The sequence below is a fragment of the Constrictibacter sp. MBR-5 genome, assembly GCF_040549485.1.
In the GTDB taxonomy this organism is placed as follows: domain Bacteria; phylum Pseudomonadota; class Alphaproteobacteria; order JAJUGE01; family JAJUGE01; genus Constrictibacter.
In genome coordinates this window covers 1-21749 of record NZ_JBEPTK010000012.1, presented here as the reverse complement: position 1 = coordinate 21749, position 21749 = coordinate 1, and the positions used below count along the sequence as shown (strand labels likewise).

At 69.8% G+C, this 21749-nt stretch carries 20 protein-coding genes; 4 read left to right on the top strand and 16 right to left on the bottom strand.

The genetic code is table 11. The features are described 5' to 3' along the window. Positions 1 to 48: 48 nt before the first annotated feature. The 10 genes from ABIE65_RS20570 to ABIE65_RS20525 all read right to left on the bottom strand — a co-directional run bounded on the left by ABIE65_RS20570 (position 49) and on the right by ABIE65_RS20525 (position 13262). Positions 49 to 735, bottom strand: coding sequence for an MBL fold metallo-hydrolase (locus tag ABIE65_RS20570; protein ID WP_354080338.1), 687 nt, complete (start codon positions 733 to 735; stop codon positions 49 to 51). 104 nt (positions 736 to 839) lie between these two features. Continuing rightward, the gene (locus tag ABIE65_RS20565; protein ID WP_354080337.1) at positions 840 to 1505 is read right to left on the bottom strand and encodes a sugar transferase; all 666 of its coding nucleotides are present in this window, start codon (positions 1503 to 1505) and stop codon (positions 840 to 842) included. 231 nt (positions 1506 to 1736) lie between these two features. Continuing rightward, entirely contained in the window at positions 1737 to 2873 is a 1137-nt protein-coding gene (locus tag ABIE65_RS20560) for a nicotinate phosphoribosyltransferase (RefSeq protein ID WP_354080336.1), read from the bottom strand. Between the two features lie 46 nt (positions 2874 to 2919). Continuing rightward, positions 2920 to 4299 (bottom strand): class II 3-deoxy-7-phosphoheptulonate synthase, encoded by a 1380-nt coding sequence (locus ABIE65_RS20555; protein WP_354080334.1) that lies wholly within the window; start codon positions 4297 to 4299, stop codon positions 2920 to 2922. A 305-nt stretch (positions 4300 to 4604) separates the two neighbouring features. After that, positions 4605 to 6296 (bottom strand): methyl-accepting chemotaxis protein, encoded by a 1692-nt coding sequence (locus ABIE65_RS20550; RefSeq protein WP_354080333.1) that lies wholly within the window; start codon positions 6294 to 6296, stop codon positions 4605 to 4607. Between the two features lie 170 nt (positions 6297 to 6466). Continuing rightward, a complete protein-coding gene (locus tag ABIE65_RS20545; protein ID WP_354080332.1) occupies positions 6467 to 8155 on the bottom strand; it encodes a methyl-accepting chemotaxis protein in 1689 nt (562 codons plus the stop codon). Between the two features lie 164 nt (positions 8156 to 8319). Beyond that, positions 8320 to 9696 (bottom strand): glutathione-disulfide reductase, encoded by a 1377-nt coding sequence (gene gor / locus ABIE65_RS20540; RefSeq protein WP_354080331.1) that lies wholly within the window; start codon positions 9694 to 9696, stop codon positions 8320 to 8322. A 13-nt stretch (positions 9697 to 9709) separates the two neighbouring features. Beyond that, the gene (gene rpiA, locus ABIE65_RS20535) at positions 9710 to 10426 is read right to left on the bottom strand and encodes a ribose-5-phosphate isomerase RpiA (RefSeq protein WP_354080329.1); all 717 of its coding nucleotides are present in this window, start codon (positions 10424 to 10426) and stop codon (positions 9710 to 9712) included. After that, positions 10426 to 11892, bottom strand: a complete 1467-nt coding sequence (gene gabD, locus ABIE65_RS20530; protein ID WP_354080328.1) for an NADP-dependent succinate-semialdehyde dehydrogenase — start codon at positions 11890 to 11892, stop codon at positions 10426 to 10428. Before gabD ends, rpiA begins: the two co-directional genes overlap by 1 nt. A 68-nt stretch (positions 11893 to 11960) precedes the next feature. After that, positions 11961 to 13262 carry an oligosaccharide flippase family protein gene (locus ABIE65_RS20525; RefSeq protein ID WP_354080326.1) on the bottom strand — a complete coding sequence of 434 codons (1302 nt, stop codon included), beginning with the start codon at positions 13260 to 13262 and terminating at the stop codon, positions 11961 to 11963. A 47-nt stretch (positions 13263 to 13309) separates the two neighbouring features. Between ABIE65_RS20525 and pseF the strand changes: the two genes are divergently transcribed. Then, complete coding sequence (gene pseF, locus ABIE65_RS20520) at positions 13310 to 14041, top strand: pseudaminic acid cytidylyltransferase (RefSeq protein ID WP_354080325.1); 732 nt, start codon at positions 13310 to 13312, stop codon at positions 14039 to 14041. Beyond that, positions 14038 to 14679 carry a pseudaminic acid biosynthesis-associated methylase gene (locus ABIE65_RS20515; RefSeq protein WP_354080323.1) on the top strand — a complete coding sequence of 214 codons (642 nt, stop codon included), beginning with the start codon at positions 14038 to 14040 and terminating at the stop codon, positions 14677 to 14679. The genes pseF and ABIE65_RS20515 overlap by 4 nt, the downstream gene beginning before the upstream one ends. Positions 14680 to 14709: 30 nt before the next feature. Here the strand turns inward: ABIE65_RS20515 and ABIE65_RS20510 are convergent, their stop codons facing one another. The 3 genes from ABIE65_RS20510 to ABIE65_RS20500 all read right to left on the bottom strand — a co-directional run bounded on the left by ABIE65_RS20510 (position 14710) and on the right by ABIE65_RS20500 (position 16552). Further along, positions 14710 to 15033, bottom strand: coding sequence for a type II toxin-antitoxin system RelE/ParE family toxin (locus tag ABIE65_RS20510; protein ID WP_354080322.1), 324 nt, complete (start codon positions 15031 to 15033; stop codon positions 14710 to 14712). Positions 15034 to 15049: 16 nt separating this feature from the next. Further along, on the bottom strand, positions 15050 to 15304 hold the full coding sequence (locus ABIE65_RS20505; RefSeq protein WP_354080321.1) for a type II toxin-antitoxin system ParD family antitoxin: 255 nt from the start codon (positions 15302 to 15304) through the stop codon (positions 15050 to 15052). A gap of 75 nt (positions 15305 to 15379) precedes the next feature. Then, positions 15380 to 16552, bottom strand: a complete 1173-nt coding sequence (locus ABIE65_RS20500) for an MFS transporter (RefSeq protein WP_354080320.1) — start codon at positions 16550 to 16552, stop codon at positions 15380 to 15382. Between the two features lie 254 nt (positions 16553 to 16806). On the opposite strand from ABIE65_RS20500, the gene ABIE65_RS20495 reads away from it, so the two are divergent. Further along, a complete protein-coding gene (locus ABIE65_RS20495; protein WP_354080319.1) occupies positions 16807 to 17355 on the top strand; it encodes a flavin reductase family protein in 549 nt (182 codons plus the stop codon). 160 nt (positions 17356 to 17515) lie between these two features. Here the strand turns inward: ABIE65_RS20495 and ABIE65_RS20490 are convergent, their stop codons facing one another. From ABIE65_RS20490 to ABIE65_RS20480, 3 genes are all read right to left on the bottom strand, one after another. Further along, a complete protein-coding gene (locus ABIE65_RS20490; protein ID WP_354080528.1) occupies positions 17516 to 17779 on the bottom strand; it encodes a GIY-YIG nuclease family protein in 264 nt (87 codons plus the stop codon). A gap of 167 nt (positions 17780 to 17946) precedes the next feature. Further along, a complete protein-coding gene (locus tag ABIE65_RS20485; RefSeq protein ID WP_354080317.1) occupies positions 17947 to 19128 on the bottom strand; it encodes an N-acetyl sugar amidotransferase in 1182 nt (393 codons plus the stop codon). A 192-nt stretch (positions 19129 to 19320) separates the two neighbouring features. After that, the gene (locus tag ABIE65_RS20480; RefSeq protein WP_354080316.1) at positions 19321 to 20379 is read right to left on the bottom strand and encodes a class I SAM-dependent methyltransferase; all 1059 of its coding nucleotides are present in this window, start codon (positions 20377 to 20379) and stop codon (positions 19321 to 19323) included. 124 nt (positions 20380 to 20503) lie between these two features. Between ABIE65_RS20480 and ABIE65_RS20475 the strand changes: the two genes are divergently transcribed. Next, positions 20504 to 21523 (top strand): GlxA family transcriptional regulator, encoded by a 1020-nt coding sequence (locus tag ABIE65_RS20475; RefSeq protein WP_354080315.1) that lies wholly within the window; start codon positions 20504 to 20506, stop codon positions 21521 to 21523. Positions 21524 to 21749 lie beyond the last annotated feature (226 nt).

Below are 21749 nucleotides of genomic sequence, written 5' to 3'. Positions count from 1 at the left end.
TCATGAGAAGCTGCCGCTATGGGATCCTTAGGCCCGGAGCCGACCCCCTTAAGGCCGTGCCGCGGCACCCTCTCCCACGAAGGGGTTGTTGCGGCGCTCGTCGCCGATGGTGGACATCGGACCATGGCCGGGGATGAAGGCGACGTCGTCGCCGAGCGGCCACATCTGTTCGCGGATCGACTTGGCCAGCGTGTCGAAGTCGCCGCGCGGCAGGTCCGTCCGGCCGACCGAGCCCTGGAACAGCACGTCGCCGCTGATCGCGAGCCGCGATGCCGGGTGGAAGAAGACGACGCTGCCCGGCGAATGGCCGGGGCAGTGCCGGACCTCCAGCGTCAGGTCGCCGACCGTCACCGTGTCGCCCTGGTCGAGCCAGCGCGCCGGCTCGAACACCCGGGCGGGCGGGAAGGCGTAGCGCGCCGCCTGGGCCGGCAGGGACTCGATCAGGAACAGGTCGTCGCGGTGCGGCCCCTCGATCGCCACGCCCAGCAGCTCCGCCAGTTCGCCCGCACCTGCCGCGTGGTCGACATGGGCGTGCGTCAGCAGGATCTTCTCGACCGTGATGCCGACCTGGGCGACGGCGTCGCGGATGCGCGGCAGCTCGCCGCCGGGGTCGACCACGGCGCCGCGCTTCGTCGCCTCGCACCAGAAGATCGTGCAGTTCTGCTGAAAGGGCGTCACCGGCACGATGACGGCCTTCAGCGGCGGGGCGGGCTGGTTGTCGGCATCCTGGGGCAAGGCGGCGGCTCCTGCGCTGCGGGCGTCCTCCCCAGATAGCAGCGGGGCCGCGCGGAGGCAAATCCGCGCGGCCCCGACCGCGAAACCCGCGTGCGGTTCGGCCCTCAGCAGGCGCCGTGGCCGGTGGCGACGACGCGCACCGTCTTCGCCAGGATCTTCAGGTCGAGCGCCAGGGTGGCGCTGCGGGCATAGCCGACGTCGATGCGCACCCGTTCGGCGAAGGTGGTGCCGTTGCGGCCGGACACCTGCCACAGGCCGGTGATGCCCGGGGTGACCGACAGGATCTCGTGCGCCGCCGCACCCATCTCCGGCAGCTCGCGCGGCAGGTAGCAGCGCGGCCCGACCAGGCTCATCTCGCCGCGCAGCACGTTCAGCAGCTGCGGCAGCTCGTCGAGGCTCAGGCGGCGCAGCACGGTGCCGACGGCCGTGACGCGCGGGTCGCGGCGCAGCTTCTTGTAGACGCGGTATTCCTCGGCCGCCTGCGGATCGGCCGCCAGCAGTGCGTCCAGGCGGGCCTCGGCGTCGACGACCATCGTGCGGAACTTGAAGGCGCCGAAGCGCGCGCCGCCGCGGCCGAGCCGCTCCTGCACGAACAGCACCGGGCCCTGCGAGGTCAGGCGGATGGTCAGCCAGATCGCCGCCAGCACCGGTGAAGCGACCAGCAGGATCAGCGACGCAGCGACCATGTCGAACGCGCGCTTCGCGATGTCGCTTCGAACCGCGTCGTTGCCGGCGAAGGTGTTTGCGTAGGTGGTCTGGGCAGTTCGCATGGGGCGCTTCCGTCGATGCCGGCGGCACCGAACGTCCGGTACCGACGGCATCCTTAGCGCAACGGATGTGCCACCCCCGGGCCGCGGAGCACGGGCCCCGCGATCCGCCTAACCCTCTGAAAGGTCCACGCTTTTCCCGGTGCCTAAAAAGCCCGCAAAATGCGCGGCGCAGGGTCGTTCGCGTTTCGCGAAAACTTTAGCGAAATGCAAAGCCCGGCGAGGGGCGGCGGGTCAGCTCTCGCGGCGGCGGAGCAGGAACTCGCGGCCGACCTTGACCGACGCCGTGCCGCCATAGTCGACGATGTCGGCGGTCGCATAGGTCTCGGTCCAGCGCTGCGGCAGGAACGAGCCGGTGCCGATCATGTCGACGGGCGCCTTGGCGAGTGCCGTCACGTGGCACTTCTCCGGCGTGAATCCCGAACTCGCGACGATCCGCACGTTCGGGAAGCCGGCCCGGTCGAGATTCTCGCGCAGGTACCAGATGGCGGCCGCGGTGACGCCGGTGCCGACGAGGTGGCGCAGCTCGCCCTCGGTGCGATAGCCGCGGATGGCGCCCGGCACGTGCCGGTCGAGCACGGCATAGGACTCCTGCAGGTCGAGCCCCTCGCAGTAGCGGCCGCCGTGCGTGTCGAGGCGGAAGGCGAGGCGCCCGGTCCGCGCCAGCTCCGGGAAGCGATGCGACACGGCCAGCGCGTCCGTGATCTCCTGCCCGTAATAGTCGACGAGCACGGTCAGGTTCTCGTCCGGGAAGGTCTCGTGGAACATCTCGGCGGCGCGCAGGGTCGAGCCCGCATAGCCGATCAGCGCGTGCGGCATGGTGCCGAGCCCGCGCTCCTGGCCGAAATAATGCGCCGTCGCGTCGGTCGCGTTGCCGACGAAGCCGACCGCGCCCACCTCGCGGCGTGCGGCCTGCGACCCGACGCTGGCGGCGTAGGCCATCAGTTCGGCCATGTCGGCGCCCGCGGCGTGCCGCGCGTCCATGGCGAGGAAGCCCACCTTCGGCAGGTCGCGGCACATGGCGTAGGCGTTGTAGGCCGCGACGCAGGCGGCACCCAGCTTCTGGAGATAGATCGTCTCCAGGTCGATCAGGTGATAGAGCGAGCCGCTGATGTACATCAGCGGATCGCCGGCGCCGACCCAGTCGCCCTCCTCGTGGCGCAGGTCGATGTCGAACGACGTCTCGCGGTGCTTGGCCACGCCGTTCAGCCACTCGACGGCCATCCGGGGCGTGAACACCACCGGCCGCCGCATGAAGACGGCGTAGGTCGCCCGGACGTCGCCGAACTTGCCGACGACCCCCTTCGTCTTGCGGAAATAGGTATCGGTCCAGCGACTGATGTCGTCCGGGTCGGGACGCAGTTCGGTCATCGGCTTCCCGGCTCCCAGGCTTTCCGGCGTCGTGTCGAGGGTCGGTTCAGCCCGCGACCGCGCGCCGCTTCAGGTCGGACCGCTCCTGCTTCAGCTGCTCGGCGAGCAGGAAGGCCAGCTCGAGCGACTGGCTGGCGTTGAGGCGCGGGTCGCAGTGCGTGTGATAGCGGTCGGCGAGGCGCGCCTCGGTGATCGCCTGGGCGCCGCCGATGCACTCGGTCACATCCTGCCCAGTCATCTCGAAATGGACGCCGCCCGGATGCGTGCCCTCGGCCCGGTGCACGGCGAAGAAACCGCGCACCTCGGCCAGGATCGCGTCGACCGGACGCGTCTTGAAGCCGTTCGACGCCTTCACCGTGTTGCCGTGCATCGGGTCGCACGACCACACGACCTTGCGGCCGGCGCGCTGGACCGCGCGGATCAGGCGGGGCAGCGCGGCCTCCACCTTGTCGGCGCCCATCCGGCAGATGAGCGTGATGCGGCCGGCGATATCCGTCGGATTCAGGATGTCGAGCAGCTGGATCAGCTCGTCCGGGTCCAGGCTCGGCCCGCACTTGATGCCGATCGGGTTCTTCACCCCGCGCAGGAACTCCACATGCGCGCCGTCCGGCTGGCGCGTCCGGTCGCCGATCCACAGCATATGGGCGGAAACGTCGTACCAGTCGCCGCTGGTGCTGTCGACGCGGGTCAGCGCCTGCTCGAAGGGCAGCAGCAGGGCCTCGTGCGAGGTGTAGAACGGCGTTTCGCGAATCTGCGGCGTCGTCTCCGAGGTCAGGCCGCAGGCCGCCATGAACTCCAGCGTCTCGCTCAGCCGGTCCGCCAGTTCGCGGTAGCGCTCGCCCAGCGGGCTGCGCTCGACGAAGCCCAGGTTCCAGCGGTGCACCTCGTGCAGGTCGGCATATCCGCCCATGGCGAAGGCGCGCAGCAGGTTCAGCGTCGCGGCCGACTGGGTATAGGCCTTCAGCATCCGCTCCGGATCGGGCGTGCGCGCCTCGGCAGTGAAGTCCATGCCGTTGACGTTGTCGCCGCGATAGCTCGGCAGGGTGACGCCGTCCACCGTCTCGTCGTCGGACGAGCGCGGCTTGGCGAACTGTCCCGCCATGCGGCCCACCTTCACCACGGGGCAGGAGGCGCCGTAGGTCAGCACCACCGCCATCTGCAGCAGTACGCGGAACGTGTCGCGGATGTTGTCGGCGCGAAATTCGGCGAAGCTCTCGGCGCAGTCGCCGCCCTGCAGCAGGAACGCCTTGCCCTCGGCCACCTGCGCCAGCGACGCCCGCAGCTGCCGCGCCTCGCCGGCGAAGACCAGCGGCGGGTAGGTGCCGAGCGTCTCCTCGACCTGCTTGAGAGCGTTGCCGTCCGGGTAGGCCGGAACCTGCCGGACAGGCTTCGCGCGCCACGTCTCCGGTGTCCAGGTTGCCGCCATGTTCGCCTCCAGAAATGCCTGTCGGGCAGAGGGTGCCCGCTATACGCCCAAGTGGGGCGGCATTTCTAGCAGATTACCCCGCCGTGACGAAAGCCGGGGCGGAAGCGGGCGGTCGTTGCTCACTCACGCCCGTCGTCGACGCTCTCTCCACTGTCATGCCCACCCACACCACCCACACTGTCATGCCCGGACTTGATCCGGGCACCCAGGGCCGCAGCCTGAGCGCTCGGAGCGCGGGCGTCTCGCCCGCTCTCCCTTTCAGCACCGTCGAAGAAGGGGCGGGCGAGGACGCCCGCGCTCCGGCGTCAGGCCGCCTTCACGCCCGCCAGGAACTGCTTCACCTCCGCGGAGAGGGCCTCCGATTGCTGCGACAGGCCGCCGGCGGCGCCGAGGACCTGGGTGGCGGCCGCACCGGTGTCGGCCGAGGCGCGCTTCACGCCCTCGATGTTCGCCGTCACCTCCTGGGTGCCGCGCGCCGCTTCCTGGACGTTGCGGGCGATCTCCTGGGTGGCCGCGCGCTGCTCCTCGACCGCCGAGGCGATGGTCGCGGCGATCTCGCTGATCTCGCCGATCGTGCCGCCGATGCCGCGGATGGCGGTCACCACGCCCTGCGTCGTCTCCTGGATGCCGGCGATCTGGCCGGCGATCTCCTCGGTCGCCTTGGCGGTCTGGTTGGCGAGGTTCTTCACCTCGCTCGCCACCACCGCGAAGCCCTTGCCGGCGTCGCCCGCACGCGCCGCCTCGATGGTCGCGTTCAGCGCCAGCAGGTTGGTCTGCGCGGCGATCGAGCTGATCAGGTTCAGCACGTCGCCGATCCGCTGCGCCGCCTCGGCCAGCTGTCCGACGGTGGCGTCGGTGCGGTTCGCCTCCTCGACGGCGCGTCCGGCGATCTTCGACGACTGCTCGACCTGGCCGGCGATCTCGCGGATCGAAGCGGACAGCTCCTCGCTGGCACCGGCCACCGTCTGCACGTTGGTCGCGGCCTGCTCGGAGGCGGCGGCGACGGCGACCGACTGCTGGTCGGTCTCCTCGGCGGTCGCCGACATCGACTGGGCGGTCGCCTCCATCTCGGTCGCGGCGGAGGACAGGGCCTGCACCAAGCCGCCGACCTTGGTTTCAAAGGTCGCGGTCAGGGTCTCCAGGCGACGGGCACGCTCGACCTTCGCCTCGGCCTCGACCGCCGCCGCCTCGTCGGCGTGCTTCTTCTCGATCAGCGCGTCCTTGAACACCTGCACCGCGTCGGCGATCTGGCCGATCTCGGTCTTCTGGCCGCGATAGGGGATCTCCACCGACAGGTCGCCGGCGGCGAGCCCGCCCATCGGCACGGTGACGGCGCGCATGCTGCGCGTGATGCTGCGGATGATGAAGAAGCCGGCGACGGCGCCCGCGACGATCGCGAAGCCGAGCAGCGAGAGCACCCAGGTCTTGACCGAGCCGTAGATCTCGTCGGCGGCGCGGCTCATGGCCTGCCCGGCGCGCATGTTGAAATTGACCAGGGCCGCGATATCGGCTTCGGCCTGATCGCCGAAGGCGGTCGCCTTGGCGAAGCTGGGACGCGGCTTCCCCTCGATCATGTTCTGGTCCATGACCTCGAGCGTCTTGGTCAGCTCTTCGACGTAGGCCGCCCAATTCGCCCGGAAGGAGTCGTACAGCTTCCGTTCCTCCGGCGCCGAGACCAGCCGCTCGTAATAGGCCGACAGCTTGTCGACCTCCGGTGCCTTGGCGTTCATGGACTCCTGCGCCTTGGCGGCCGCGGTGGCGTCCATGTTCAGCGCTCGGCTCGTGACGAGCTTCCGGTAGGTCAGAAGCGAGCCCTGTACCGCGTTCAGCCGCTGCATGCTGGGCAGCGTGTTGGTCGCCATCTGGGTGGAAACGGCGTTGACGGCGCTGATCCGGTCGACGGCGAAACCGCCGAGGATGCCGAGCATGCAGAGCATGGCGACCGTGGCGGCGACGAGGCGTGTACGGATCGTGAGACGATCGAGGAAGGACAGCATCGGGCGGGGATCTCTCGGCAGTTGACGCAGGCGTGCGCCGATCCGTCGAGAGATACGCCCGCCCGATTGACGGAGGCTTAACACGATAGCGTCGTCGGGCGACGCGGCACGGCTCTGCTGCCGCACCGACGTCGCCCGTTTCGAGACGTTCGGCTCGGGGGCGCCTCGCGCTAGGCCGCCTTGACGCCGGAGAGGAAGTCGCGGACCTCGGCGGACAGGGCCTCCGACTGCTGCGACAGCTGGCCGGCGGCGCCGAGGACCTGGGTGGCGGCCGCACCGGTGTCGGCCGAGGCGCGCTTCACGCCCTCGATGTTCGCCGTCACCTCCTGGGTGCCGCGCGCCGCTTCCTGGACGTTGCGGGCGATCTCCTGGGTGGCCGCGCGCTGCTCCTCGACCGCCGAGGCGATGGTCGCGGCGATCTCGCTGATCTCGCCGATCGTGCCGCCGATGCCGCGGATGGCGGTCACCACGCCCTGCGTCGTCTCCTGGATGCCGGCGATCTGGCCGGCGATCTCCTCGGTCGCCTTGGCGGTCTGGTTGGCGAGGTTCTTCACCTCGCTCGCCACCACCGCGAAGCCCTTGCCGGCGTCGCCCGCACGCGCCGCCTCGATGGTCGCGTTCAGCGCCAGCAGGTTGGTCTGCGCGGCGATCGAGCTGATCAGGTTCAGCACGTCGCCGATCCGCTGCGCCGCCTCGGCCAGCTGTCCGACGGTGGCGTCGGTGCGGTTCGCCTCCTCGACGGCGCGTCCGGCGATCTTCGACGACTGCTCGACCTGGCCGGCGATCTCGCGGATCGAAGCGGACAGCTCCTCGCTGGCACCGGCCACCGTCTGCACGTTGGTCGCGGCCTGCTCGGAGGCGGCGGCGACGGCGACCGACTGCTGGTCGGTCTCCTCGGCGGTCGCCGACATCGACTGGGCGGTCGCCTCCATCTCGGTCGCGGCGGAGGACAGGGCCTGCACCAAGCCGCCGACCTTGGTTTCAAAGGTCGCGGTCAGGGCCTCCAGGCGGCGCGTCCGTTCGGCCTTCGCCTCGGCCTCGGCGGCCGCCGCGTCGTCGGCGCGCTTCTTCTCGATCAGCGCGTCCTTGAACACCTGCACCGCGTCGGCGATCTGGCCGATCTCGGTCTTCTGGCCGCGATACGGGATCTCCACCGACAGGTCGCCGGCGGCGAGCCCACCCATCGGCACCGTCACGGCCCGCATGCTGCTGCCGATGGCCCGGACGATCAGCAGGCCGGCGGCGGCGCCCAGCACGGTCAGGACGGCCAGCGCGCCGATCATCCAGGTGCTGACGGATGCGAAGATGCGGTCACCCTCGTCCGAGGAGGCCTTGCCGGATGCCACATTGAGGTCGATCAGCTTGCGGAGACCGGCATCGATCTGCTGGGTGATCGGCCGCGTGTTCGTCAGGATAAGCACTTTCGCCTCGTCCACTTGGCCCCCGCGCGAGCGGGCCAGGACCGCTTCGGACTCGTGCAGGTAAGCCTTCCAGTCACGCATCAGCTTGTCGTAGTCGCTGCGCTCTTCGGGCGACGATATGAGCTTCTCGTACGCCGCCCGCCGCTCCTCAACCGCGGCTAAGTTGGCCTGAAGAGCCTTATCCAACGCGGTGCGGCCCTCCGCGTCGGTCTGGATGATGTGGAACAGAAGGTTGCGGCGGTAGGTGCTGACGGCGTGGTCGAGGGCGCCGATGGCGGCGATGCTCGGCATCCAGTTCCCCGCCAGCTCGGTCGACTGATCGTTCAGAACGGACATGCGGTCGATCGAGAATATGCCGAGGCCGACGAGCATGACGAGCAGGCCGGCGGTGAGGGCGATCAGTTTCGTCCTGATCGTAGAAAGGGAGAGGAAGGACATGGCGGGGCAGCTCCGGAGTAAGCCGACGCAGTGGACGGATGTGTCCAGATACCGCTAGACCCCTTGCCCCGCTCTTAAACCCCGCGGCCTTCCGTCGTCGGGCTCCCGGACAATTTGTCCCTTTCCGAAGGGACCGGGGCGCCGGCCGTCCGGGAGGCGGCCTCTCAGTCCGCAGCCTCCTGGACCGGCTCCGGCTCCTTGGTCCGCATCGTCACGAACTCCTCGGCCGAGGAGGGATGGATGCCGATGGTCGCGTCGAACTGCGCCTTGGTGGCGCCGCAGCGGATCGCCACGGCGAAACCCTGGACGATCTCCGCCGCATCCGCGCCGATCATGTGCAGGCCCACGACGCGGTCGGACTTCGGCTCGACCAGCAGCTTCATCAGCGTGAACTCCTGGCGTCCGGTCAGCGTGTGCTTCAGCGGCCGGAAGCGGCTCTTGTAGACGTCGACCCTGCCGAACGTCTTGCGCGCCTGGGCCTCGGTCAGGCCCACCGTCCCGATGGCCGGGGTGCTGAACACGGCGGTCGGCACGTCCGCGTAGACCGGCTTCGTCGGGTTGTCGCGGAACACCGTCTGGACGAAGCACATCGCCTCGTGCAGCGCCACCGGCGTCAGGTTCATGCGGTCGGTGCAGTCGCCGATGGCGTAGATGTTGGACACGCTGCTGCGCGACAGCTCGTCGACGGCCACCGTGCCGTCCTCGTGCAGCTCGACCCCTGCCTCGGCGAGGCCCATGTTCTTCGTCAGCGCCTTGCGGCCGGTGGCGTAGAGCACCGTATCGACGTCGATGTCCTGGCCCATCTGCGTGCGCGCGGTGATGCCCGCGTCGCTCCTGGCGATGCTCTCCAGCTGGGTGCGCGTGTGGATCGTCACGCCCTGGTCGCGCATGGCACGTGCCAGTTCGATTCGGATGTCGTCGTCGAAGCCGTTCAGCAGCTCCTCGCCGCGCACCGCCATCGAGACCTCGACGCCCAGGTTGGCGAAGACGCCGGCGAACTCGACGGCGATGTAGCCGCCGCCGACGATCAGCATGCGCCGCGGCAGGTCTGGCAGCTCCAGCGCCTCGTTCGAGGTCATGCAGCCGTCGCCGCCCGGGATCGGGGGCACGACCGGCCATGAGCCGGTGGCGATCAGGATCGTCTCCGCCGTGTAGGACTTGCCGTCGACCTGCACGGTGTGGGCGTCGGCGAGTACGCCGCGGCCGTGAAGGAGTTCCACGCCCGAATTCTTCAGCAGCCCGATATAGATGCCGTTCAGCCGGTCGATCTCGCGGTCCTTGTTGGCGATCAGCTGCGGCCAGCTGAACGTCGGCAGATGCGAGTCCCAGCCATAGGCGCGCGCGTCCTCGAAGTCGTCGCGGTAGTGCGCGGCATAGACCAGCAGCTTCTTCGGGATGCAGCCGCGGATGACGCAGGTGCCGCCGACGCGGCTCTCCTCGCAGATCGCCACGCGCGCGCCGGCCGCTGCGGCGAACCGGGCGGCCCGGACACCGCCCGAGCCGGCGCCGATGACGAAGAGGTCGTAGTCGTACCGGGCCATGTCCGCTCCGCTGTCAGGGCTGGTTCTGCGCCTTGGGGCGCTTGTACGTCTTCACCTGGTCGGCCCGGCCGATCACGATCATATCGGCCATGCCGAGAAAGAGGCCGGTGTCGACGACGCCCGGCGTCGCCGCGAGGGTCGCCGCGAGCGCCTCGGGCTCCTCGATCCGCTTGAAGGCGCAGTCGAGGATGAAGTGGCCGTCGACGGTGACGTAGGGGGCGTTGTCGCCGCCGCGCAGCACGACCTTGGCGCCCAGCTTCTCGATGGCGCGCTTCACCGGCGCCAGCGCGAACGGCACCACCTCGACCGGCAGCGGGAAGGCGCCCAGCTGCTGCACCACCTTCGACGCGTCGGCGATGATGATCAGCATGCCCGAGGCCGACGCGACGATCTTCTCGCGCAGCAGCGCACCGCCGCCGCCCTTGATCAGCCGCATCTGCGGGTCGATCTCGTCGGCGCCGTCGATGGTGACGTCGACCCGCGGCACGTCGCCCAGACCGACCATCGGGATGCCGCACTCGCGGGCGAGCTTGCGCGTCACCTCGGAGGTCGGCACGCCCCTGATCCTCAGGCCGTCCTTGACCCTGTCGCCCAGCAGCCTGATCGCCTCGGAGGCGGTCGAGCCCGTGCCGAGCCCGACCACCATCCCGTCCCGCACCAGTTCGACGGCCCGCGCCGCCGCGAGCCGCTTCTCGGCTTCCGCGCTTCCGCGCGCCGTCTCTCCCGGCATCAGGCTTCGATGCCCATGCAGACGTACTTCATCTCGAGGAAGTCCTCGATGCCGTACTTCGAGCCCTCACGGCCGAGGCCCGATTCCTTCATGCCGCCGAACGGCGCCACCTCGGTCGAGATGATGCCGGTGTTCAGGCCGACGATGCCGTATTCCAGGCCCTCGGACACCCGCCACGCACGGCTCAGGTCGCGCGTATAGAAATAGGACGCCAGGCCGAACTCGGTGTCGTTGGCCATCCGGATCGCCTCTTCCTCCTCCTTGAAGCGGAAGAGCGGCGCCAGCGGGCCGAACGTCTCCTCGCGGGCGACCTTCATCTGCGTCGTCACGTCGGCGAGAATGGTCGGCTCGAAATAGCTGCCGCCCAGGGTGTGGCGCTTGCCGCCGACGACGACGCGGGCCCCCTTCGACAGGGCGTCCTCGATATGCTCCTCGACCTTCTCGACCGCCGCCATGTCGATCAGCGGGCCCTGCTTCACGCCCTCCTGCAGGCCGCTGCCGACGCCGAGGCCGGAGACCGCCTGGCTCAGCTTCGCCGCGAACTCCTCGTAGACGCCGTCCTGCACCAGCAGGCGGTTCGCGCAGACGCAGGTCTGGCCCATGTTGCGGTACTTCGAGGCCAGGGCGCCTTCGACCGCCGCGTCCAGGTCGGCGTCGTCGAAGACGATGAACGGCGCGTTGCCGCCCAGCTCCAGCGAGACCTTCTTGATGGTCTGCGCGCACTGCTCCATCAGCTTCTTGCCGATCTCGGTGGAGCCGGTGAAGGTCAGCTTGCGGACGATCGGGTTGCCGGTCATCTCGCCGCCGATGGCGCCGGCCGAGCCGGTCACGACGTTGAAGATGCCCTTCGGCACGCCCGCCCGCTCGGCCAGCTCCGCCAGCGCCAGCGCCGAATAGGGGGTCGCCGTCGCCGGCTTCAGCACGATCGGGCAGCCCGCCGCCAGCGCCGGGCCGGCCTTGCGGGTGATCATCGCGTTGGGGAAGTTCCACGGCGTGATGGCGCAGACGACGCCGATCGGCTCGCGCAGCACGACGATGCGCTTGTCGCCCTGATGGCCGGGGATCGTGTCGCCGTAGATGCGCTTGCCCTCTTCGGCGAACCATTCGATGAACGACGCGCCATAGGCGATCTCGCCGCGCGACTCGGCCAGCGGCTTGCCCTGCTCGATCGTCATCAGCTTGGCCAGGTCTTCCTGGTTCTCCATCATCAGGTCGAACCAGCGGCGCAGGATGACGGCGCGCTCCTTGGCCGTCTTCTTGCGCCAGGCCGGCCAAGCCTTGTTCGCCGCCTCGATGGCGCGGCGCGTCTCGGCGGCACCCATCTTCGGGATGGTGCCGATCTTGCCGCCGTCCGCGGGATCGGTGACGTCGATCGTCTCGCCGCTGTCGGCGCCGACCCACTGGCCGTCGATATAGCATTGCTGCCGGAACAGCTTGCTGTCCTTGATCTGGCTCGACACGTCCATGTCTCGTCTCCGTCCTCGGTTCAGGTCGGTGTGGTTCTCGCCGTCGGATCGCCGGGCGTCGGGCCCCCTTATACCGCGCGACCCGCCCCCGCTGCCAAGGGGGAGCCCCCGGCCGGCGGCTGCGGCGCTTCGCGCAGGCAACGCCGGACCAGCACGGCGGTGACGGCGGCGAGTGCGAGGAAGAGGCCCCCCGTGCAGGCGATAATCCAGAGATAGGATGCTCCGGCGAGAGACAAGCCCAGGTCGATCGCCGCGTTCGCCGCCAGCACCGCCAGCAGCGCCCGGTGCAGCGCCGCCTGCCGCCGCCGGTAATAGAGCAGCGCCGCCGCCGCCGAGACCGCGTTGTAGGCGGCGATCCCCGGCACGCCCAGCGCCACCGCCGCGAACAGCCCCGCATAGCGCGCGAACAGCGTCGCCTCCAGGACCCAGGCCAACGCCAGGATGCCCACGACCGCCGCCGCCGCGAACAGGCTGGCTACGCGCAGCGCATGGCCCACGACCGCCGCCACGTCCGCCTCCTGCTTGATCGCATGCCCGACCCGCACCGAGGCGACGTAGCTCCACCCCTGCAGCCCGATGATCGCGATCAGCCCGAACTGCGTCGCCAGCGCATGCACGCCCAGATCCTGCGCCGGGTGGAAGGTCGCGATGAAGAAGCGGTCGACATAGGCCAGCAGCATGTAGGCCATCGATCCCAGGAACAGCGGGAAGCCGTCGCGCACATGGCCGAGATAGTCCCGCCACAGCTTCAGCGGCCCGCGCCCGGCCGCCTCCACGGGGATCCGCTCGCGCCGCAGCGCCAGCACCAGGAACGCGAACTGCCCGCCGAACTGCGCCATGACCACCGCCAGCAGCACGACCCAGAGCGGCGGCGCCGGCATGATCCAGACCACCGCCGGCACCAGGGCGATCGACAGCATGTTGACCAGGATCGGCGGCAGCGCGATCAGCCCCAGCCGGCCGCGCACCCGCAGCGGCGGCTCCAGCAGGACGAAGCCGATGCCCAGCGCGAACAGCAGCCCCGACCAGAACAGCACGTCCCACAGGTTGCCCAGCGCCAGCGCCACCACGGCGACCGCCGCCAGCCACGCGCCGCAGGCCGGGATGAAGCGCGCGAAGCTCTCCTCGCCGGCCGCCGGATCGTTGAAATAGCGGTGCAGCAGCCCGGTGATGCCGCCGAGGCTGCTCGCCTCCAGCAGCGCCGCCGTCTGCAGCACCAGGGCGAGCACGCCGAAGGCCGACACGTCCAGCACGTGCGCAAAGATCAGCGCCTTGGCCGCCCCCAACCCCGCGCCCGCATAGCGCAGCAGGATGAAGCGCGACTCCGTCGCCCACAGCCGGCGCGCGGAATGCGCTATGATGCTCGCCATGGACAGGATGCGGACCGGGATGCGGGAAACGTGACGGGCGTGCGGCGATGATAGCGCAGGCACCGGAGCCCGGCACGCCCGCGGTCGTCGCGGTCATTCCGGCGCGCGGCGGCAGCAAGCGCATTCCGGGCAAGAACGTGCGCCGCTTCGCCGGCCGCCCGGTCATCGAATACGCCGTCGCCGCCGCGCGCGACAGCGGCCTGTTCGGCCGCATCGTCGTCAGCACCGATTCGGACGCGATCGCCGCCGCGGCCGAGGCGGCCGGCGCCGAGGTGCCGTTCCGCCGCGCCGCCGGCCTCGCCGACGACTTCGCCACCACCGCCGCCGTCCTCGCCGACGCGCTGGAACGGCTCGGCGGGGCAGGGGCCGTGTCCCATGCCTGCTGCATCTATCCGGCCGCGCCCTTCCTGCGGCCCGAGGACCTGCGCGCCGGCTGGGACGTGGTGCGGACGCCCGGCACGCTCTCCGCCTTCGCCGTGACGAGCTACCCCGGCCCGATCCAGCGCGCCCTGCGCATCGGCGACGACGGCACCCTGCGCATGGTCTGGCCGGAGCACCGCGACACGCGCAGCAACGACCTTCCCCAGGCATGGCGCGACGCCGCGCAATTCTATTGGGTCGACGCGGCGCTGTTCCTGCGCGAGCGCGTGCTCTATGGCGAGACCTCGCGCCCCGTGCCGATCCCGCGGCACCGCGCCCACGACATCGACACCGAGGAGGACTGGCAGTTGGCGGAACTGGTCTACCGCGCCCTGCATGCGGGCGGTCCGGCGGCATGACGGACAGCCGCCCGCCCACCGACCAGGAAACCTTCTGGGCCGGCACCTTCGGCAGCGACTACGCCGCCCGCAACGACGGCGCGGCACTGCTCGCGGCCAAGACCGCGCTCCTGGCCCGCATCCTCGCCCGCACCCGCGGCGTGGAATCGGTGCTGGAGGTCGGCGCCAACATCGGCCTCAACCTGCGCGCCCTGCGCACGCTCCTGCCCGCCGCCCGCCTGACCGGCGTCGAGATCAACGCCGCGGCCCACGCCCGCCTCGCCACGGTTCCCGGCGTCGAGGCCGTCCACGGCTCGCTCCTCGACTACGCGCGTTCCCCCGACGGCGCCGCCTTCGACCTCACCCTCTCCGCCGGCGTCCTGATCCACCTGGCGCCCGAAATCCTGCCGCGCGCCTACGACGTGCTGCACCGCGAGAGCCGGCGCTATGTCTGCCTGATCGAATATTTCAGTCCGTCGCCCGTCGAGATCCCCTACCGCGGCCACGCCGCCCGCCTCTTCAAGCGCGACTTCGCCGCGGAGATGGTCGACCGCTTCCCCGACCTCACGGTCGCCGACTACGGCTTCGTCTGGCGCCGCGACCCGGTGTTTCCGGGCGACGACCTCAACTGGTTTTTGCTGGAGAAGCGGGGAGGGTAGAGCCGTGCGACGTGGAAGTTGGTGGACCCGTTACCCGCGGTCCGCGTCGTCCTTCTCCGCGAAGTGCGCATCCACGTCGCGATGGCCTTCCAGCACGCTCACGACCTCGAGCCTGTCGTCCCGATACCGAAAGAAGATGACGTAGCCGCGAAATGCGAAGCTGCGGATGTCGGCGCGCAGTTCCGGCCGCGCCCGCCCGAGCATGCCGGGAAGCGATGCGAGCCGCGTGCATTGCCGAACGATACGGTCGACGAAATGCCGCGCGGTCTCCGGACTGCCGCTTTCCCGCGCGATATAGTCGAGGATCGACGTCAGGTCGTCGACCGCCGCGTCGAGCAGGACGAGCCGGCGCACGGACGATACGTCCGGCTCAATCGGCGGTCTTCGCCGCTACCCCGACATTCCGCATCCTGTCGTCGAGCAGCCGGGTGACATCGCTTTCGCTGTTCTCGCCGCCGCGCGCGATCGCCTGGTCGAGCGTCTCGCGCAGTGCGGCCAGCTTGGCCTCGCGTTCCTCGACCAGCCGCAGGCCTTCGCGCACGACCTCGCTCGCCGAGCCGTAGCGGCCCGACTTCACCGCTGCCTCCACGAAGCCCTCCCAGCGCGGTCCGACCGAAACGTTCATCGCTCCATCCTCCTCGGCGGAATTATAGCGCGATAACGAAATATGGCCAGTTTCTGTTATCGCTGCTCGGCTTGCCTAGCCATCCGCCACGCGCCGCGCCGCCACCGCCACGGCCAGACCGAACACCGCGAAGCCCGCGAAAGCGGCGGTATAGCCGGCCGCGTCGATCATCCAGCCGGACAGCGGCGAGCCCACCGCCTGGCCGACCGTCGTCGCCAGCAGCGGCATCACGGGTCCCAGGGCCGGCCGCTCGGCCATGATCCGCACGCCCTGGACCAGGTAGAATCCGGTCAGGGTCATGTAGGCGGCTCCGAAGGCTGCGGCGGAGACCAATGCCACGCCCAGCACGCCGGGCGCCGCCGCCGCCAGCCCCAGCGAGCAGGCCATGAGCGCCAGCGCCAGCGCGTGGGTCCGGCCGGCGCCCATCCGATCGATCAGGTCGCCGGCGGCGCTGCCCGTCAGGCCCGCCAGCCCGACCGCCAGCCACATCCAGCTGCTGTGCCGGGTCGACAGCCCGCCCTCGCGCACCACCAGGTCGGGGGCGAAGACCCAGTAGATGCCGCTGACCAGCCCCATGCCGGCGGCCAGCGCGCTCAGCCGCGCGACCGCCCGCCACTGCGCGCGGCTCACCGCCGGCAGCGCCGCGCTCGCGCCCTCGCCCTCGCCCTCGCCCTGCGTCGGCCCCGTCGCCGGGCGTCCGGGAAGATAGAAGAGCGCCGCCAGGGCCACTGCCACGGCGACCACCGCGAACGCCGTGTAGGCGGAGCGCCAGGCGTCCAGCCACCAGACCATCGCGGGCATGGCGAGCGCCACGCCGATGCTCGTCGCCGCGTTGTGGGTGGCGTTCACGCGCCCGCGCAGGGCGGGCCGCACGGCCCGGTGCACCGCCTGGGCCATGACCGGCGAGGACAGGCCGGTGCTGATGCCGCAGACGGCGACGCCCACGCCCAGGGCCAGCACGCCGGGCGCGCTGGCGATCGTCGCCAGCCCCGCCGCCGCCAGCCCCACCGCCAGCCCCCCGGCCCACCGCGTATCCAGGATGCGGCACACCGCCGGCCCGATCAGGATGGCGCCGATGAAACTGATGAAGGGCAGCGCCCCGACGATCCCGGCACCGGTGGCGTCGAGCCCCAGATCGCTGCGGATCGCCGGCAGGAACAGCCCGAACACGAACCGCGCGAGGCCATAGGTGACGGCGATGACGGCGCTGCCGAGCAGCGCGATGCCGAGGGTGGAGGGTGGATGCAAAACGAGATTGGTCCTGCCTGCTGCGTTTCCGGATCGGTTGGTGATGTCCGTGTATCGGTGTGCTCAGACAAGGTTCCGATAGAGACCTCATCATCTCCCGATACTATACTGGCGTCATTGCGAGCCGAAGGCGAAGCAACCCAGGGCCCGCGCACCGATGCTTCGGCGCGGGCCCTGGGTTGCTTTGGCGCTGCGCGCCTCGCAATGACGGCGGGTGATGAACATGTGACCGGGGCGGCGCTGGGAGCAGGCCCATGAAAAAATCCGACTTCCCCGTCGACCGCGTCCGCCGCTTTCTCGAGCCCGGCCCGATCGTGCTGGTGTCGTCGCGCCGGGGCGAGCGCACCAACATCATGACCCTCGGCTGGCACACCGTCCTGGAATTCTCGCCGTCGCTGATCGGCCTCATGATCTCGGCGGGCAACCACTCCTTCGAGATGATCCGCGGCAGCCGCGAGTGCGTCGTCAACCTGCCGACCACGGCGCTGACCGACACGGTCGTGCGCATCGGCAACACGAGCGGCGCGCAGATCGACAAGTTCGCCGAGTTCGGACTGACGGCGCTTCCGGCCGCCGAAGTCGGCGCGCCGCTGATCGGCGAGTGCCATGCGAACTTCGAGTGCCGCCTGCACGAGGACGCGCTGGTCGACCGCTACAACTTCTTCATCTTCGAGGTGGTGAAAGCGCACGTCGCGCCGCGCCCTAAACACCCCGAGACGCTGCACTACACGGGCGACGGCGTCTTCATGGTCTCCGGCCGCGTCGTCAGCCGCCGGTCGCTGTTCCGGCCGGGGATGCTGTAGGGGCGGTGCATCGCCGTGCCCCAGAATTTCCCTTTTTCCGTCATTGCGAGGCGCGCAGCGCCGAAGCAACCCAGGGCCGGCGCTCAGGCTGTTGCCCTGGGTTGCTTCGCTTCGCTCGCAATGACGGAGAGAGTGTGTCGGCAATCCGATTGCGGAAGCTTCACAGAATGTCAGGATAGAGATCCCGCCATGTCGGGTTTTCGGCCTCGATGAGCTTCAGTTTCGCTGAACGCGAACCGCCCTTGATGCGCTTCTCGCGCGCGACAGCGTCCGCCATCGTCGCGTAGAACACGAACCACACCAGCACCCGGCAGCCATATTGCGCGGTGAATCCCGGCACCAGCCCCTCGCGATGTTCCCATGCCCGCCGTCTGAGATCAGACGTGACGCCGGTATAGATCGTCCCGTTCCGCCGGCTGGCCAGACAGCCGGCTGCTTCATCGCCGTCGCCCCCACACTAAATTGCCGTCATTGCGAGCCGAAGGCGAAGCAACCCACGGCCGGCGCTCAGGCTGCGGCCCTGGGTTGCTTCGGCGCTGCGCGCCTCGCAATGACGGAGAAGATAGCCGAGTGGCTTGGCACGATAGCGTCCTACCCCACCACCCGTCCATACCGCCCCACCGTCCCCCCGATATCGTCCTTCACCCATTCCCCGTCCTCGACCCGCCAAACCCGCCTGTCGCGGAACCCGTCGCACGTCCGGTCGAACTCGGCCTCGTCCATGCCGACATAGGGCAGCCAGCGTTCCAGGTCGCGGCGCGGTTTCACGTGGTCGTAGCGGCGGACCATGGCGATGCCCTCGTCGCGGGTCATGCGGCCGGCGCGGATGTCCTTGCAGGCATGGTCGGTGGCGCGGCCATAGCCGAACTTCACGAACTTCAGATAGTCGTGGATGCCGTTCTCGTGCATGTCGTCCAGGTTCGAGATGCGGCGATAGGTGCGCTCGAAGTCCTGTTCGGCGGCGCGCCAGCCGTAGAGGTCGGTGGCGATGCGAGCGTTCCGCTCGCCGTCCCAGTCGACGAAATTGCCGAGATAGATGCCGCGCACCCCGACCTCGTCGATCGCGTCGTCGCTCGGATACTGCGCCCAGAGCAGGTCCTTCGGCCGCAGACCCTCCTTCGCCTCCGGGCGTCCGAGCTTCTCCAGGCCTTCGTCGGTGAAGTCGTGCCAGTCGTAGCCGCGCAGCGCGTGCTCCAGGCGGTGCTTGGCGGTGAACTCGACCAGGTCGTTCATCGAATACATGCCGCCCAGGTCCATGAAGCCGTGCTCGCCCCACAGGATCAGCGGCACCCGGTAGCGCACCGCCACCTGGATCGGCACCGTGAAGATGCCGCAGTGCGCGTGCCAGTTCATGTCGCCCTGGATGCGGAAGCCGAGCCGGTTCATCTTCACCAGCGTCTCGACCGACGGCCGCACGACGATGTGGTCGCAGTCGAACACCTCACGCATCCGGTGCAGATTGTACTCGCCCTCGGGCAGGTAGTTGTTGCCGTGATAGGTCACGAGCAGCGGCTTCAGGCCCAGCTCCTTCACCGCGAAATGCGTCTGGTAGTAGCTGTCCTTGCCGCCGCTCACCGGGATGACGACGTCGTAGTTCGCGTCGCTGCGATACGCCGCCACCAGCTCGTCCAGCCACGCCCGCCGCTCGGCCCAGTCGACGTCCCGGCGCTGTCCGTAGACCCGGCAGGCCGAACAGACATGGCCCGCGTCGAAGGTCAGCGGCGTCGCCGAGATCGACGGCATGACGCAGACCGAACAGTAAGTGACGGGCAAGGCGGGCTCCTGTCGCGTGGCCGTGGCGCCCTTCCTAGCGCCGCCGGCGCCGCAGCGGCAAGCATCGCGAATCCCGCGCCGCGTGCGTTCATCGTGGCGGGCGAGAGGTGCGGCGGTCCGAAGGCCTCGCCGCGCCTGCCGCAGCCATGGGAGCTGCCGTGGCCGTCCGCCCGGGGCACCCGAAGCGGCGCTTTACCGCCGCGCCTCGATGATCAGGTTGAACGGCGTCTGGGCGGCCCGGCGCACCGTGCCGAGGCCGGCGGACTTCAGCACCGCTTCGAGCCTGCCCGGACCGGCCTGCGCACCGAGGACGTGGGTGCCGTTCTCGGAGATGGCGTGGGCGCAGCACATCGTCGTCGATGCGGCATAGTAGAGTCGGCCGACCGGGTTGATGTTGTCCTCCACGCGATCGCCGGCGAACGGCTCGATCAGCATGACCGTGCCGTCCTCGGCCATCGCCGTCCTGGCGTGCCGTGCCGCGTCGACCGGTCGGCCCATGTCGTGCAGGCAGTCGAAGAAGCAGATGAGGTCGTAGTCGCGGGGCGGGTAATCGTCAGCCTTCGCGACGCTGAAGGTTACGCGGTCCGCGACGCCCGCCTGCTGTGCCACGTCACGGGCGACCTCGATCGAGCCGGCATGGCCGTCGAAACCCCAGAAGCGGCTCTCGGGAAAGGCCTTGGCCATCAGCACGGTCGAATGGCCGTGCCCGCAGCCCACGTCGGCGACCTTGGCTCCCTTGGCCAGCTTCGCCGTCACCCCGGAGAGGGCCGGCAGCCATTCCTGCACGAGGCTGGCGCTGTAGGCGTTGCGGTAGAAGGCCGCCACGCCGCAGAAGAGCCGCTCGTTGTGCTCGCCCCAGCTTACGCCCTTGCCCGTCTTGATCGCGTCGAGCGTCTTCGGCTCGTCCGCCCACATCGAGGCGACCACCTGCCAGGCGTGCGGGAGGAACACCGGGCTGGTGTCGTCGACCAGGGCCATTGCCTGTTCCGGCGTCAGTTCGTAGGTCGCCGAGGCCGGGTGATAGTCGACATAGCCGCCGGCGACCTGGGAGTTCAGCCACTCGCGAACGTAGCGCTCGCCGCAGCCGCTCCGCCGCGCGACCTCCTGCGAGCTCAGCGGGCCGCGGCCGGCCATGGCACGGTAGAGGCCGAGCTTGTCGCCGATGCTCACCATGACGCCGGCATAGCCGGACGAGAGGTCGCCGACGAGGCGCCCGACGAGCGCCTCGAGCTTCTGTTGATTGACGGTCATTCTTCGTTTCATCCTCTGTGCGTCGCGCCGGGTTGCGCGAACCGGGGCAGGATGTCGGTTGGCCGGCCGGCATGGCAGTGCGAGACAGGCCATGAAGGGTTCGTTCGTGCCAGGGAGGGCACCCATGCCGGCAACGGCGCGCCCGCTTCACGTCAGCCTCGTCGCCATCCCCGATGCGGTCGTCTCGACGCTGAGCGGCATCTACGACGTGCTGGGGTGTTTCCGCATGCTCGCCGGGGCGGATCCGTCGATTCCGGAGACGCCGCCCTTCGCCATCGAGATCGTCGCTGCGCAGCCGGGCAGCGTTGCCCTGGTCAGCGGCATTCCCGTGGAGGCGCGCCGCGGCGTCTCGGAGGTCGTGGCGACCGACATCGTCGTCGTCCCTTCGGTTCTTCTCGGTCCCGAGGGATGGGCGACCGGCCGCTATCCGGAGATCGTGGACTGGGCTCGGCGCATGCATGCCGATGGCGCTCTGCTCTGCTCGGCCTGTTCCGGCGTCTTTCTGCTGGCCGAGACCGGCCTCTTCGACGATCGCGAGACGACGGTCCATTGGGGGTATGTGCCGCAGTTCGCAAAGGTCTTTCCGCGCGTGCCGCTGAGCCCGCAGCGCGTGCTGGTGGTCTCGGGCGAGCGCGAGGAACTGATCACCTCCGGCGCCTCGATGACTTGGCACGATCTCGTGCTCTACCTGATCGCTCGGCATGTCGGTGCGACGGCGGCGCAGACAGTGGCTCGCTATTTCGCGCTGCAGTGGCATCATGACGGGCTCGCGCCATACATCGTCTTCCAGGGGCGCACCGATCACGGCGATGCCGCGGTTGCGGATGCGCAGGAATGGCTCGCGACGCATTTCTCGGTCGGCAGCCCCGTCGACGAGATGGTGCGCCGTTCGGGCCTCGCCGAGCGCACGTTCAAGCGGCGTTTCACCGAGGCGACGGGCTTCGCGCCGATCGACTATGTCCAGCGTCTCCGCATCGAGGACGCCAAGCGGCGGCTGGAGCGCACCGAGGCGCCGGCCGACGAGATCGGCTGGAAGGTGGGCTACGAGGACCCCGCCTTCTTCCGCCGGCTGTTCAAGCGCGTGACTGGAATGACCCCCGGCGCCTACCGTCGGCGCTTCCAGATACCCGCCTTCGCCCGTTAGGTCGGCGCATCGGCACCGCCCTCGCGCGGCGCCTCGACGAAAGGAAACTATTCCGATAGACTGGTTGCGCCGCCGCGCGGCTCGCTGTTGGACCCGTGAAGAGTTGCTGTACCGGGGGGGGGGGGGGGGGGGGCCCCCCCCCCCCCCCCCCGGGGGGGGGGGGGGGGGGCGCCCGCCGGGAGTCAAGCACACACCCACCACCGGCGGCGCACGGGGTGTGGAGGGG

What these genes read in the sequence shown, in the direction of transcription:
- ABIE65_RS20565 (WP_354080337.1), bottom strand. Translation starts at nt 1,505, where the DNA reads ATGCGAACTGCCCAGACCACCTACGCAAACACCTTCGCCGGCAACGAC.
- ABIE65_RS20560 (WP_354080336.1), bottom strand. Translation starts at nt 2,873, where the DNA reads ATGACCGAACTGCGTCCCGACCCGGACGACATCAGTCGCTGGACCGAT.
- ABIE65_RS20555 (WP_354080334.1), bottom strand. Translation starts at nt 4,299, where the DNA reads ATGGCGGCAACCTGGACACCGGAGACGTGGCGCGCGAAGCCTGTCCGG.
- ABIE65_RS20550 (WP_354080333.1), bottom strand. Translation starts at nt 6,296, where the DNA reads ATGCTGTCCTTCCTCGATCGTCTCACGATCCGTACACGCCTCGTCGCC.
- ABIE65_RS20545 (WP_354080332.1), bottom strand. Translation starts at nt 8,155, where the DNA reads ATGTCCTTCCTCTCCCTTTCTACGATCAGGACGAAACTGATCGCCCTC.
- gor (WP_354080331.1), bottom strand. Translation starts at nt 9,696, where the DNA reads ATGGCCCGGTACGACTACGACCTCTTCGTCATCGGCGCCGGCTCGGGC.
- rpiA (WP_354080329.1), bottom strand. Translation starts at nt 10,426, where the DNA reads ATGCCGGGAGAGACGGCGCGCGGAAGCGCGGAAGCCGAGAAGCGGCTC.
- gabD (WP_354080328.1), bottom strand. Translation starts at nt 11,892, where the DNA reads ATGGACGTGTCGAGCCAGATCAAGGACAGCAAGCTGTTCCGGCAGCAA.
- ABIE65_RS20525 (WP_354080326.1), bottom strand. Translation starts at nt 13,262, where the DNA reads ATGGCGAGCATCATAGCGCATTCCGCGCGCCGGCTGTGGGCGACGGAG.
- pseF (WP_354080325.1), top strand. Translation starts at nt 13,310, where the DNA reads ATGATAGCGCAGGCACCGGAGCCCGGCACGCCCGCGGTCGTCGCGGTC.
- ABIE65_RS20515 (WP_354080323.1), top strand. Translation starts at nt 14,038, where the DNA reads ATGACGGACAGCCGCCCGCCCACCGACCAGGAAACCTTCTGGGCCGGC.
- ABIE65_RS20505 (WP_354080321.1), bottom strand. Translation starts at nt 15,304, where the DNA reads ATGAACGTTTCGGTCGGACCGCGCTGGGAGGGCTTCGTGGAGGCAGCG.
- ABIE65_RS20495 (WP_354080319.1), top strand. Translation starts at nt 16,807, where the DNA reads ATGAAAAAATCCGACTTCCCCGTCGACCGCGTCCGCCGCTTTCTCGAG.
- ABIE65_RS20480 (WP_354080316.1), bottom strand. Translation starts at nt 20,379, where the DNA reads ATGACCGTCAATCAACAGAAGCTCGAGGCGCTCGTCGGGCGCCTCGTC.
- ABIE65_RS20475 (WP_354080315.1), top strand. Translation starts at nt 20,504, where the DNA reads ATGCCGGCAACGGCGCGCCCGCTTCACGTCAGCCTCGTCGCCATCCCC.